12 protein-coding genes are annotated in these 13,086 nt (G+C 67.5%); 7 read left to right on the forward strand and 5 right to left on the reverse strand.

Features of this window, described 5'->3' with window-relative positions; translation table 11 throughout:
* The first annotated feature begins 19 nt into the window (after positions 1 to 19).
* The gene (locus tag AC6I6S_RS07025; protein WP_497949023.1) at positions 20 to 1,783 is read left to right on the forward strand and encodes an asparagine synthase-related protein; all 1,764 of its coding nucleotides are present in this window, start codon (positions 20 to 22) and stop codon (positions 1,781 to 1,783) included.
* Between the two features lie 55 nt (positions 1,784 to 1,838).
* A complete protein-coding gene (locus tag AC6I6S_RS07030; protein WP_497949024.1) occupies positions 1,839 to 2,978 on the forward strand; it encodes a thiamine ABC transporter substrate-binding protein in 1,140 nt (379 codons plus the stop codon).
* Positions 2,979 to 3,050: 72 nt separating this feature from the next.
* On the opposite strand, the gene AC6I6S_RS07035 is transcribed toward AC6I6S_RS07030, so the two are convergent.
* Positions 3,051 to 3,365, reverse strand: coding sequence for a thiamine-binding protein (locus tag AC6I6S_RS07035; RefSeq protein ID WP_497949025.1), 315 nt, complete (start codon positions 3,363 to 3,365; stop codon positions 3,051 to 3,053).
* 105 nt (positions 3,366 to 3,470) lie between these two features.
* Here AC6I6S_RS07035 and AC6I6S_RS07040 point away from each other — a divergent pair, with 105 nt between their 5' ends.
* The 4 genes from AC6I6S_RS07040 to AC6I6S_RS07055 all read left to right on the forward strand — a co-directional run bounded on the left by AC6I6S_RS07040 (position 3,471) and on the right by AC6I6S_RS07055 (position 8,683).
* Positions 3,471 to 5,330 carry an ABC transporter permease gene (locus AC6I6S_RS07040; RefSeq protein WP_497949026.1) on the forward strand — a complete coding sequence of 620 codons (1,860 nt, stop codon included), beginning with the start codon at positions 3,471 to 3,473 and terminating at the stop codon, positions 5,328 to 5,330.
* 67 nt (positions 5,331 to 5,397) lie between these two features.
* On the forward strand, positions 5,398 to 6,477 hold the full coding sequence (locus AC6I6S_RS07045; RefSeq protein ID WP_497949307.1) for an ABC transporter ATP-binding protein: 1,080 nt from the start codon (positions 5,398 to 5,400) through the stop codon (positions 6,475 to 6,477).
* Positions 6,478 to 6,550: 73 nt separating this feature from the next.
* The gene (locus AC6I6S_RS07050; protein ID WP_497949027.1) at positions 6,551 to 7,579 is read left to right on the forward strand and encodes a hypothetical protein; all 1,029 of its coding nucleotides are present in this window, start codon (positions 6,551 to 6,553) and stop codon (positions 7,577 to 7,579) included.
* A gap of 75 nt (positions 7,580 to 7,654) precedes the next feature.
* Positions 7,655 to 8,683, forward strand: coding sequence for a hypothetical protein (locus tag AC6I6S_RS07055; protein WP_497949028.1), 1,029 nt, complete (start codon positions 7,655 to 7,657; stop codon positions 8,681 to 8,683).
* A gap of 66 nt (positions 8,684 to 8,749) precedes the next feature.
* On the opposite strand, the gene AC6I6S_RS07060 is transcribed toward AC6I6S_RS07055, so the two are convergent.
* The 3 genes from AC6I6S_RS07060 to AC6I6S_RS07070 all read right to left on the reverse strand — a co-directional run bounded on the left by AC6I6S_RS07060 (position 8,750) and on the right by AC6I6S_RS07070 (position 10,709).
* Positions 8,750 to 9,322 (reverse strand): magnesium transporter, encoded by a 573-nt coding sequence (locus tag AC6I6S_RS07060; RefSeq protein WP_497949308.1) that lies wholly within the window; start codon positions 9,320 to 9,322, stop codon positions 8,750 to 8,752.
* Between the two features lie 38 nt (positions 9,323 to 9,360).
* Positions 9,361 to 9,933, reverse strand: a complete 573-nt coding sequence (locus AC6I6S_RS07065; RefSeq protein WP_497949029.1) for a magnesium transporter — start codon at positions 9,931 to 9,933, stop codon at positions 9,361 to 9,363.
* A gap of 191 nt (positions 9,934 to 10,124) precedes the next feature.
* Positions 10,125 to 10,709 (reverse strand): DUF2391 family protein, encoded by a 585-nt coding sequence (locus AC6I6S_RS07070; RefSeq protein ID WP_497949030.1) that lies wholly within the window; start codon positions 10,707 to 10,709, stop codon positions 10,125 to 10,127.
* A 119-nt stretch (positions 10,710 to 10,828) separates the two neighbouring features.
* On the opposite strand from AC6I6S_RS07070, the gene AC6I6S_RS07075 reads away from it, so the two are divergent.
* On the forward strand, positions 10,829 to 12,520 hold the full coding sequence (locus AC6I6S_RS07075) for an aldehyde ferredoxin oxidoreductase family protein (RefSeq protein WP_497949031.1): 1,692 nt from the start codon (positions 10,829 to 10,831) through the stop codon (positions 12,518 to 12,520).
* Between the two features lie 142 nt (positions 12,521 to 12,662).
* Here the strand turns inward: AC6I6S_RS07075 and AC6I6S_RS07080 are convergent, their stop codons facing one another.
* A complete protein-coding gene (locus AC6I6S_RS07080; RefSeq protein WP_497949032.1) occupies positions 12,663 to 13,052 on the reverse strand; it encodes a hypothetical protein in 390 nt (129 codons plus the stop codon).
* Positions 13,053 to 13,086: the final 34 nt, after the last annotated feature.

The following is a 13,086-nucleotide window of genomic DNA, read 5'->3' on the forward strand; positions in this document are numbered from 1 at the left end:
GCTCCGGCCACGGACGTGTATGCAACTGGCCCTCCGCGCCGACGGCTGGACCCGCGTGTCGGCGGCCGCGGTCCGCGGCCGGGCGTTCGACGGCGATCGACTTCTCGAGGGCCCAACGCTCGCCGGTCGGTTCGCGAGTGCGCTCGAGGCGGGTGGAATCGAGCGCGTCGCCGCCATCGCCAGCGACCTCGAGGGGTTTTACGGAGCCGTTCTCGACGCCGACGGAACGCGGTACCTGATCGCGGACGCCACGCGGTCGGTCCCGCTCTACTACGACGCGGCCGGCTCCGTGGTCAGCGATCGCGGGCGCGTTGTCCGCAACGCGATCGGAGCCGAGCGCGACCCGATCACGGAGAGCGAGTTCGTCCTCACGCGCTACGTGACCGGCTCGGAGACGATCTGGCGGGGCGTGTACGCGACTCATCCGGGCGAGGTCGTGGCGCTCGAGTCGGGGTCCGAACCGGTCCGGAGGACGTACCGGGAGTACTGGCCGACCGGCCCCCGTGAGGGGGGCGAGCGGCCGTCTCTCGAGGCCGCGTTCGAAACCGCTCTCGACCGTCTCGAGGCCGTCGCCGGCGGCCGACCGGTGGTCGTCCCACTCTCGGGCGGCTACGACTCGCGCCTGCTCGCGGCCGCGCTGGTCGCCCGCGGGCGCGAGGTGATCGCCTACACGTTCGGCCGGTCGGGCCACCCCGACGTGGAGGTGAGCCGCGAGGTCGCCGCCCGTCTCGGCATCCGCTGGGAGTTCTACGAGTACGACCGAGAGCTGTGGCGGGAACTGTATCACGGCTCTCCGGGAAAACGGTACCGCCACCGGGCGTTCGGCGGCGACGCCCTCCCGTTTCTCGCCGAGTGGCCCGCGCTCCGGCGGCTGCTCGAGGCCGGGCGGCTCCCTCGAGACGCCCTCTACTGTCCCGGTCACACCGTCGCAACGCCGAGTGAGCGACTGCCGCCCTTCGCCAGCGAACTCGAGGCGCGTTCCACCGGAAGTCGGGGGGATGTCGGCTGCGGACAGGCCGTCGACGCAGACGTGGTGGCGGCGGAGTCGGGCGAATTGGTCGAGCCGTCGCTCGAGGGGCTCGTGGAGTACGTCCTCGAGAACCACTACGTACTCTGGGATCGGGAGGAAGGGGACGAGGCGTTCGACGCCGCGGTTCGCGACCGAATTCGCAGGGGGTTGCTCGGGGGTCGCGATCCGGCCGCGATCGTAGATCCCGCTACCGCCGCGGCGGCCTACGAACGCTGGGAGTGGCGCGGCCGGATGGCGACGTTCACCGCCGGCGACCTGCGGGTGTACGAGGACTGCGGCGTCGACTGGTGGCTGCCGCTCTGGGACCCTGTCTACGTCCGCGCGTGGGAGCGCGTCGGCCTCGAGTCCCGCCGCGGGAAGGGAGCTCACGCCGATCTCGCACGCGAGTACTACGGACGAGCGGCGGACGTGCCGGCCGGCAGGAGCGGACTCACCGATCGGAGCCTGCCGCCCACCGACCGGCTGCTCTCGCTCTGTCGACATACCCCCGCGAGGCAGTTCACCGAGCGCGGCGGCGACTGGGCGCCGCCGTTTCAGGTTCCCCGCGCGGGGTGGACCGAACGCGGGAACCACCCGCTGGCCTGGGACGCCATCGTGAGCGACGACGCCTGGAGACAGCTACCGGCGTTTCGAAACCTGTACGCGCTTCGGGTCCTCGAGGCGACGGGGCGACTCGAACTCATGGAGGCGAACCCGACGCCGGACCTCGAGGGAGTCGCCGCTTCGCTGTCGGCGAAAAGTACAGAGAAATGACCGCTTTCGAAGCGGATCGCGGCCCTTACGTATCACCGGGTACGACCACGGAGTAATGAACCGACGGACGTTTCTCGCGAGTGGTGTGACGACGACCGCGCTCGGCCTTGCCGGCTGTATCAGCGAGGTCGACGACGAGGGTGGAAACGACGACGACGGCAGCGACAACGATAGCGCCGATAGCGACAGCGCCGACGACGGTGCAACCGGAGACGACGGCGGCGACACGCTCACCGTCGCGACCTACGGCTCGTTCATCGACGCGCCCAGCGACAGCGCGGGCGAGTGGGTCAAAGAGCAGTTCGACGACCGCTTCGACGCGACTCTCGAATGGAGCGCCCCCGAACAGGAGGTTAACTACTTCATCGAGCGACACAACGCGGATGCGGGGATCGACGCCGACGTCTACCTCGGCGTTCGGCCCCACGACCTGGTCCGGATCGACGAGAGCACCGACGGCGGCCTGCTCGCCGAAACCGACGAGGATCGCCTCGAGAACGCCGAAGACATCGGCGAGGAGTACTACTTCGACCCCGAGGGGCGGGCGATCCCCTGCTATCGGAGCTTCTGTAGCATCGTCTACAACGGCCACGAGGCCGAGAACCCCGACTCGTTCGAGGCGCTGCTCGACGAGCAGTACAAGGGTCGGTTCGGCGTTCCGAACCCCCAGGAGGGGACGACCGGCCTGCTGTTCTTGCTGTGGACGATCAACGAGTTCGGCGAGGACGGCTACCTCGAGTACTGGAACGACCTCCTCGAGAACGACGTGCGGATCACCAACTCCTGGAGCGACCTCTACCCGCAGTTCCAGAACGACGAGATCCCGGTCGTCGTCTCCTACTCGAACGACCGGGTGTACGCGAAGCGGGCGGGCAACGACCTCGACAAACACCAGGTCGGCTTCCTCAACGGTGAGGCCTACGCCAACATGCTCGGAATGGCTCCCTTCGCCGGCCCGTCGAACGAGGAGCTCGCCTACGAGTTCATGGACTTCATCCTCGAGCCCGACATCCAGGCCGGCATCGCCGAGCGGAACGTCACCGGCCCCGTCAACCAGGAGGCGACCCCGCCGGAGGTCTACCGGGAGTACGCCGAAGAGCCCGAGGAGATCGTTTTCTTCGACTACGAAGAGCTCTCGGGGAATCTCGACGACTGGGTCGACGAGTGGGGCCGGGAGATCGCCGGTGGCCGCTGACGAGACGAGGAGAGCGAGCGGGCAGCCGCCTCGAGCGAGCGGCGGCGCTCGACGCCGGCCTCGAGCGGCGAGCTATTCGCGGTCGCTTTTCGCCTCGCGGCCGAGTTCGGCCTCGACGGAGTCGACCTTCTCGCTCGCGGCCATCGTCTTCTCGCGCTTGTCGTCGACCTGGACGAGCGTCTGGACCTCGGCGGCGTCGACGGCCTCGTGGGCCGACGCGCAGGCGGCGAACAGCTCTCTGACGTCTTCGGCCTCGATCGTCGTCGCCATCGGCGTCGTCTCGTACGAGACGTCGTGGTCCTCCAGGGCGTCGATCGCGGCCGCGACGTCTTCGGTAACGTCGTCGTCGGTGATCGGCGTCACGCGCAGCAGGGCAAAGACGGTCATGGGCGGCGGTTCGGCTGAATCCCGGATAGGGGTTTCGCTCTCGAGGGGACGGACGCGAACCGACTGCGGGCGGAGACCAGGTGAACCGTTCCGGAGGGTGGCCGCGTGACCGCCGATCCGCGGCCGGTTCCCTCGGAGGCCGAGCCGTCGAACGAACCGGCTGCGAGCGACGACGGCGGGGACGAAGCGGGCGGCTACCGCGTTCGCGACCGACTCGAGCGCCGGGCGATCGCCGTCGCCGCCGTCGTCACCGCGGCCGTGCTCTGCCTCCTGTTTTACTACCCCGTGGCGACCGTGTTCGTCGAGTCGGTGCTGGTCGAGGGAACGGTGACGCTCGCGATCTTTCTCGAGATCCTGCGCGACCCGTTTTATTTCGGCGACCTCGCCCGGTTGTTCGCCGGCGAGTCGCCGATCGCGGTCGCGAGCGACTGGCTGGCCGGCGAGCGCCGCATCGGGATCATCGGCTTTACGGCCTACCAGGCCTTCCTCTCGACGCTGCTGAGCGTCGCCCTCGGCGTGCCCGCCGCCTACCTGCTCGCGCGCTACGAGTTCCGCGGGCGGCGGCTGCTTCGGTCGCTGACGATCCTGCCGTTCGTGCTGCCGTCGATCATGGTCGCGGTGGGGTTCGTCGCCACCTTCGGCCGCACCGGCACGTTAAACGGCGTCCTCGGCGTCGTCGGCCTGGGGCCGGTCGAGTTGCTGTTCACGCTCGAGGCGATCCTGATCGCCCACGCCTTCTACAACGCCCCCCTCGTGGCGCGGGTGACGACCGCCGCCTGGGAGTCAGTCGACGCGAGCGCCGTCGAAACCGCCCGCAGTCTGGGGGCGAGTCCGATGGGCGCGTTCCGGGACGTGATCGCCCCGCAGCTCTACCCCGCGGTGATGATGGGGGCGGCGCTCACCTTCGTGTTCACCTTCGGGACGTTCCCGATCGTGCTCGCGCTCGGGGGCTTCCAGCTGGCGACCGTCGAGGTGTTCGTCTACCGCCTGGTTCGGGACCTGAACTACGCCGAGGCGGCCGCGCTTGCGATCATCGAACTCGTGATCACGCTCGGCATCCTCTACGCCTACCTCCGGTACGAGGCCAGCCACGCCGTCCGCTCGCGGGGCATCCGCCCGCTCCCACGGCGGTCGCTCGCGCCGCCGACGCTCTCGGTCCGAGAGCTCCTTCCCCGCGCGGGACTGGCCGTCTACGCGGTGATCGCGCTGTTCGTCTTCGTCTTCCCCATCGCGAGCATGCTCTACGCGAGCGTCTCAACGCCCGGCGGGTTCACGCTGGATCACTACCGCTTCCTCGCCGAGCGCCAGGCGACCGGCGCTGCGTTTCAGGTGCGTCCCTGGCCCGCGATCAGGAACTCGCTGCTGTTCGCCGCCGGCTCCCTCGCCATCGCGCTCCCGATGGGCGTCGTCGTCTCGGTGCTGACGACCCGTCGCTACCGCGGCCGAAAGCTGATCGACGCGGTGGCGATGGCTCCCCTCGCGGTGTCCGGGATCATCGTCGGACTGGGCCTCCTTCGTGGCCCCGTCTTCGGCATCGAGGTCGCCGGCTGGCGCTTCGCCGTCGGCGGCGCGGTCGCCATCGTCGCCGCCCACGCGGTGTCGGGCTACCCGTTCGTCGTCCGGACCGTGGCGCCGGGGCTCGAGGGAATCGACCGCTCGCTCATCGAGTCCGCGCGGGCGCTGGGCGCCTCGCGCTGGCGGGCGCTCGTCGACGTCGAACTACCGCTGGTGTGGCCGGGGGTCGTCGCCGGCGCCGCCTTCGCCTTCGCTATCTCGATGGGCGAGTTCTCCTCGACGGTCGTCCTCGCGACGGGCACCGACCAGTATACGATGCCGGTCGCGATCGAACGGTTCATCGGGCGTCGGCTCGGACCCGCAACTGCAATGGGCGCCGTCCTCCTCGTGATCACGAGCATCAGTTTCGTCGTCCTCGACCGGCTCGGAGGTGAGAGCTTTGGGATCTGACGAGCGGGGAAGCGATCGCTCGGGTGGCGTTTCCACTCCCACACCTGCATCTACGGAGGGCGACCGGATCGCCGACGCACCCGGTCCCGATGCGCCGATCGCCCTCGAGCTCGAGGGCGTCACCAAACGGTACGCGGAAACGACCGCCGTCGACGACGTCTCCCTGGCGGTGCGCGAGGGCGAGTTCTTCACCCTCGTCGGCCCCTCCGGCTGCGGGAAAACGACCACCCTGCGGCTGATCGCCGGCTTCGAGGCGCCCACCGAGGGCATCGTTCGCTTTCGTGGAACGGACGTCACCGGCGTCCCGCCCGAGGACCGCGACGTCGGCGTCGTCTTCCAGAACTACGCGCTGTTTCCCCACATGAGCGTCGGCGAGAACGTCGCCTACGGACTCAAATTCGCCGACCCGCCGGACGGGGTGTCGAACGACCAGCGAGTGCGCGAACTGCTCGAGTTAGTCGACCTCGAGGGGATGCAAGACCGCGAGCCGGACCAGCTCTCGGGGGGCCAACAGCAGCGCGTCGCCATCGCCCGCGCGCTGGCGCCCGGCCCCGACGTCTTGCTGCTCGACGAGCCGATGAGCGCCTTAGACGCACAGCTTCGCGAGCGCCTCCGCGTACAGGTGAAAGAAATTCAGCGCGAACTCGGGATCACGACCGTCTACGTTACCCACGACCAGGAGGAGGCGCTCGCTATCTCCGATCGCGTCGCGGTGATGCGAGAGGGACGGCCGGATCAGGTCGCCCCGCCACAGGAGATCTACCGACGGCCCGAGACGCCCTTTGTCGCCTCGTTCATCGGCGACAACAACGTGTTCGACGGCGAGGTAGTCGACACGTGGGCGGCGGGCAACGGGGAGCGAGCGACCGTCCGGGTCCGTGGCGAGACACTCGAGATCGCCACCGATCGGACGCTCTCGGCGGGCGACCGGGTCACGTTCTGTGTCCGCCCCGAGAACTTCGTCATCGGCGCGGCCGAGAACGAACTCCTCGCGACGGTCGCCAGCGCGGAGTTCCTGGGCGAGACGAGTCGGGTTCACCTCGAGTGGCAGGACCGCGAACTTCTGGTGCGCACGCGAGACCCGCTCTCGGGGGAGATCACGGTGGGGTTCGACCCCGCGGACGCCCACCTCGTCGACGACTTCTGAGGCCGGTCCCGGACGAGACGGCCAACGGGAGCGGACCTGAAGACATATATCAGTGGAGTTACCGATAATCCGCATGAACCGGCGTGCCCTCCTCGCAACGCTGGCCGCCAGCGCCGCCTCGAGCGTCGCCGGCTGTGCGGACGGTTTCGACACCCTCGAGTCCGGCCGCTCGGATCGAGAACCGTACGACGTCGACGACGACGGGTACGTCGATCCGGACGACGCGGGTGAGGAACGAGACGACGAGGATCGCCAGCTACACGTCGAGGTGTTCGTTGGCTCCCTCTTAGGGGACGTCCAGGAGTTTCAGTTCGAGGCGGATCACATTCCCGAGGAGGACGACGAACTCGTCCTCGAGTTCGATATCGGCATGCTCACCCATCTCCACGGCGTCGAGGTCGATAGCCCGGAACTCGACGTCGGGTTCGTCCGGGGGCGAGCGGGGTCGGACGACCTCGATGCCGAGTTGACGGGGTACGAGGAGAGCGTTCTCGAGGTGACCGTCACGACGGGCGACGAAAGGGGCGTCCGGGGCGCCTTCTCACTGACGGGACTCGACGCGAGCGAGGCCGACGACGCGACGCGCCTCGAGTACGAACTCGCGGTGCCCGACCGCGAGGCCGACGCGGCGATACTGAACTCGTTCGAAATCGTCGACCTCGACGAACGACAGCCGAGGCTCGGGCCGGAGTCGATGTGGGCGGATCATCGTCGGCAGGCGGTGCGGATGGGCTGGATCCAGCCCGACGCTGACACCCTCCACCTCGAGATCAACGTTTCGGCGCTCGAAGAACACGCTTCGCTCGCGGAAGCCACCGTCGACCGCACACGATTGCGGGGTGGGGCTATCGAGGAGGCGACCCTCGAGCAGAGCGTCGTCTCGCTCGAACTGGTTCCCGACCCGGATACCAGGATCGTGAGCGGTGAGTTTTGGCTCGTCGGGATCGACGTGACGGCCGAGGAGTCGGTCGAGGACATCGTTTACGAGGCCAGCCTCGAGGGAGCGGTCCTGACCGAGGTCGACGTCGATCCGTTCGACATCAGAGACGGCGAGGGTGTCGGCGTCGACGACGAAGACGCAGAAGACGACGAGGACGAGTAGGCGTCGAAACCGGCCGGCGGCGACCCACGGGTGCGCACCTGAAGATATATATCAGTGGAGAGACGGATCGCTCGTATGCAGCGGCGCGCCCTCCTCGCGACACTCGCGACAACCACCGTTGCCGGCTGTGGTGACGGCCTCGGGTCCCTCGACGGTAATCGGGCTGACCGGGAGCCCTACGGCGTCGACGACGACGAGTTCGTCGACCCCGAACCCGACGACGAGCCGTCGGACGAGCCAGAGGGCGGACTTCGTGCGACTCTGTTCCCCCGATCCCACCTGGTCGGCAACCGGCACGACCTCGCACTCGAGGTGCTGTCGGTTCCGTCCGAAACCGACGAACTCGTCTTCGAGATCGATGTCGAACTCCTCGTGTCGTACGGCGTCACCCTCGAGGAGCCCGAAATCGACCTCGAGTACGCCGAGCGTGGAATGACGACTTCGGCGGATGGGCTCGACCTCGCGGTGACGGGCCACGACGCGGAGCGACTCGAGCTAACTCTGACGACCCCCGAGGCCGAGCGCGTCGTCGCCGTCTTCTCGCTGATCGGACTCGACACGAGCAACGCGGAGCCGGCGACCGACCTCGAGTACGAGTTCACGGTTCGGAATCACGACGCGGAGACGCGGTCGGCGGGACCGTTCGATATCATCGACCTCGAGAACCAGTCGCCGACGGTTTCTCCGAGAGACCTACGTACCGGCTGGGAGACGCAACGACAACGGATCGACGTCGAGTGGCTCCGCCCCGCAGAGGAGGAGATCACGATCGACATCGACGTGACCGCCCTCGAGGAGTACGGCTCGCTCGAGGAGACGATCGTCGATCGAGCCGCGTTCGCGGGCGGAACGGTCGAGCACGCCGCGGTCGACGACGGCGTGGTTTCCGTCGAACTCGCCGTTCCGCCGGACAGCGAGTACGCGACCGGTCAGGTGACGATCGCGGAGATGGGCGTCTCGATCGACGAGCCGGTCGAGGAGGTCACCTACGAGGCGTCACTCGAGGGGGTCGTCGACGACGACGTCGAACTCGAGCCGTTCGGGATCGACCGCTGGGTTCTCAGGGGGGACGCCGAAGCAGCCGAAGACGACGGCGAGGAGTAACGACGAGGCCGGATCGGTCGACGGCCGCGTCCGATACGCGCCATTTGGACGGGCCCGCGGTATCGGCTACAGGACGAGCCAGACCACGCTGAAGAGGATGAGCACGCCGGTGATATCACAGACGTTCGTGACGACCGGGATCGTCGTGTCGTCGGGGTCGTAGCCCAGTCGGAACGAGGCGTAGACGGAGACGGAGCTGACGACGACGACCCATGCCGCCAGCAGCATTCCGCTGACCATCGTGATAAACAGGAGCATGCCGAGCCCCAGGGTGCCCCCGAGGGCGCGGCCGATCGCCCACGAGGCGATCCCGAGGAGGACGAAAACGGTCGCCGCCAGCCCGAACACCGCGCCGACGTTCGCCCGAACGTTCGGATTGCGCGGCGAGAACTCGAGGGTGCCCAGGTGCAACTGCGTCGACAGCCGCGAGCACATAATCGAGCCGAGGTTGCCGGCGGTGCCGATCATCACCGGCACGAGCACGAGCAGCGACGGGTTCTCGAGCAGTTGATCCTCGAACGTCTCGAGGACCGCCCCGGAGCCCATCTGGAGCGCCGAGAGGACGGCGAGCAGCGGCACGAGCGTCGTGACGATCCCCGCGACGGTCCACTCGTCGATAAACTCCTCGACGCCCAGCAACTCGAGGCCGGAGTCGGCATCCGGCTCGTCGTCGGCGCTCACAGTACCACCCCCGCAACGTAGACGCCGACGAGCAGGAACGCGACGCCGAAGACGTCGCCGACGGTCGTGACGACCGGGCCGATGACGTTGTCCGGGTCGAGCCCGCGCTGGTAGCCCTTGAACACCACCGTCAGGAGCACCCCCAGCATCGCGACCGCGCTCAACAGCGCGGCGACCAGCAGAATCACCACGAGTTCGAGCAGGCTCCCGCTTCGACCCAGCGCGAGCAGGACGGCCCAGGCGAGGACGGCGATGAACACCGAGACGATGATCCCGTTGAGAAACGAGGCGATCACGGCGTTTCGCAGGCGGTCGTTCCACTCGAAACGCGGCTCGATCAGCCCCTTGTGGAGACCGCTCGAGAGCCGAGCGCCGAGCGAGCCGTAGACGCCGCCGCGGGTCGCGAGAAACGCCGGCAACAACAGGAGCAGTCCGGGAACGCTCTCGATACCGTTTCGCATCGTCTCGGTACCGAGAACCGTTCCGGCGAAGAGGCCGGCGACCAGGCTCACGAGGATCACCGGCAGCGCCTGGCGGTAGACGTCGAAGGCGGAGTCGTAGCCTAGCATCTAGTGAGACGTGTTTCTCGAGGAGCTTTACAGATGTATCGACGACAGAGCCGCACCGGACGATCGACCTTACGTCGGTGTGACGTACCGACCGAAGGACGGGCGCCGAAATCGATCATGGACCGGCAAAACGGGAGCCGAAACCGACCGGTCGACACCGCCAACGGCACACATCCGTCGCCGAAGCGGCGTCAGTCCTCGCCGGGGAGGATGTCACCGAGCGCACCGCCGACGGCCATCGCCGTGAAGACGACCGACACCTGACAGAGGTGGAGCCAGGGCTCCGCCCAGGTGACCCGGCCCCAGAGCGTCATCATCATCGCTGCCGTGAAAAAGGCGATCGCGAGCACCCACACCGGCCGGCGCGGGACGACGCCGAAGTACGGATCGTGGATCTGAACCTCCTGGAAGCCGGCGACGTAAAGGATTCCGACGACCAGCGCCGTCGCCAACAGGAGGTTGCCCACGAAGAACGCGGGCGTCGCCGCGAGGAACGCGCCGATCTCGTGGACGCCGTCCTCGACGAGCAGCGGGAGGCCGAAGACGACGCTGCCGACGCCCGCCTCGGCTTTGTCCTTGCGGGTGAACTGCGTGATCACCGAGTCGAAGAGGCCGTTGCCTGGAACGCGGCGGACGAGCTTCATCGTCTCCCGGACCTCGCGTTGCTCCTCCGGGGCGTCGACGGTCTCCTCGAGACTCTCGAGTTGGGCCAACACGTCGTCGATCGTCGGCTCCGCCGGCGACGACTCGGGCGGCCGATCCAACTGGCGTGACATACGAGGGGACTCGTGCCGGCGTCCGAAAAGCCGTCGACTCGCAATGGGGCTCGATATCGGCGGGCGTCAAGCGCAAAAAACCGGCACTGTTTTGCGCAATCGTGCGCCAGTGTGTGTATATGAAACACGCAAAGGGGCCGCTCCTCTCGATCGACCTCACCAGTCAGGAGACGACCACCGAGGACATCGACGAGGTCCTCGAGTCGTACGTCGGCGGGCGCGCCGTCGGCACGAAACTCGCCCACGAGCGGATTCCGTTCGACGCCGATCCGCTGGGGCCGGAGAACAGCCTCTATCTGGCGACGGGGCCGTTCCAGCACTCCCAGATGAGCTTCACCGGACGGATGTCGGCGACGGCGGTGTCGCCGCTGACGAACGGGCTGCTGTCGTCGAACGCCGGGGGCTTCCTCTCGCGGAACTTCACGGCGGCGGGCTACGGCGCCGTCGAAATCACGGGCGAAAGCGACGACCTCGTCATCGTCCACGTCACCGACGACGGTGTCGAGTTCGAGGCCGTTCCCGATCTAGCTGGCGCCGAAACCTCCGAGATCTGTGACTACATCGAAGACGAACACGGCCTCGCGGAGGACCACACCGCCACCGTCGGCCCCGCCGGCGAGAACGAGGTCCGCTTCGCCTCGCTGATGACCTCCCGCGAGCGAGCGTTCGGCCGCGGCGGCCTCGGCGCGGTGCTCGGCGCGAAGAACGTGAAGGCGATCACGTTCGACGGCGACTCGACCCGCGAAATCGAGATTCCACCGCTCCAGATGGACGTTCACAGCGAGGCCGCCCAGTCCGACCACATCATGAAACGTCAGGGCACCTCCTCGATGACGGAGTTCGCGAACACCGTCAACGCGCTTCCAACCCACTACTTCTCCGAACTCTCCTTCGAGGGCGCCCAGGGGATCAGCGGCGACCGCGTCGAGGAGAAGAAGTACAAGAAGGGGACCTGTTCGGCGTGTGCGTTCGCGTGCAAACTGCCGACGAGAGACGAGGAGAGCGGCCTCGAGACCGAGGGTCCCGAGTACGAGACCGTGATGGCCTTTGGCTCGAACTCCGGGGTGGACGACATCGTCGACGTGATGAAGTCGAACAAACTCTGTGACGAGCTCGGGATGGACACCATCTCAGCGGGGGACGTCGTCGCCGCCTACCTCGCGAGCGAGGACGAGTTCGGTAACGTCGAGTTAATCCACGAAATCGTCGAGAAGATCGCCCACCGGGAGGGGATCGGGGACACGCTCGCGGAGGGCGTCGAGCGCTGCCACGACGAACTGGGCGTCGACAACTGGACCGCGAAGGGAATGGAGTTTCCCGCCCACGACGGACGCACCCTGAACGGCCAGGGGCTCGCCTTCGCCACCTCGAACCGCGGCGCCGACCACATGTACGCGGAGTTCTACGCCCTCGAGTACCCCCTCGTCGACGAGGACCAGGCGCTCGACAAGGAGGGCCTCGAGGGCAAACCGCCGAAGGTGATCGAGAAGGAGAACCTGAACGCGATCAAGGACAGCGCCGTCCTCTGTAAGTTCTCCCGTGACTTCGTCACCCCGGACCGACTCGAGACCTTGCTCGACGCCGACTACGAGGAACTGCTCGAGATCGGTGGCGAAGTCGTGAGCCTCGAGCGCCACTTCAACAACCAGCGCGGCATGGATCGGGCCGACGACACGGTGCCGTACGCCGACGACCTGGAGGGGTTCGACGAGGCCCTCGAGAGCTACTACGACGAGCGCGGTTGGAACGACGACGGAACGGTGCCGGACGGCACCGTCGGCAGCGCGGAAACCGCACCGGCCGACGACTGAGACGGTCTGCTGGGCAGGTTTACCGGTGCAACCGCAGACGGTTCGCGGTTACAGCGGAAACGAGTCGCGGTTGCAGCGAAAATGACGGACAGCGGATCGGACGAACGGGAGCCCCGACAGCCGATTTTTCGACCGCCTCGGGTTACGTCGACCGCGACGCGCGGTAGCCCTCGAGCGACTCGACGATGAGATAGCCGGCCACCGTGATCACGACGACGGCGATGCCGAGCGTCTCGAGGGCGACCGGACCGACGGCTCTCCCCCCACCGTAGAAGATCGCGGCGCCGGCGACGAGCAACACGGCGAGGGTCCCGACGTAGCGCCAGCGCGCTTCGACGGGGACCAGTCCGTCCTCGCCGCGGAGGGCCAGATAGAGGTGGGCACCGCCGAGGATCAGCCCGTAGTACAGGAGAAACACCCACATCGGCGCGGGGCCGGACTCCGGCCAGAGGCCGAGTTGTCGCGTGGTAGTGAGGATCACGACCGCCGCGATTACGGCGGCCACGTGAACGGCAGTGTCCCGGGAAACCATACAAATAATTGACTATTTCATATAATAACTCTTC

This window comes from Natrononativus sp. DTA114 (assembly GCF_059736515.1).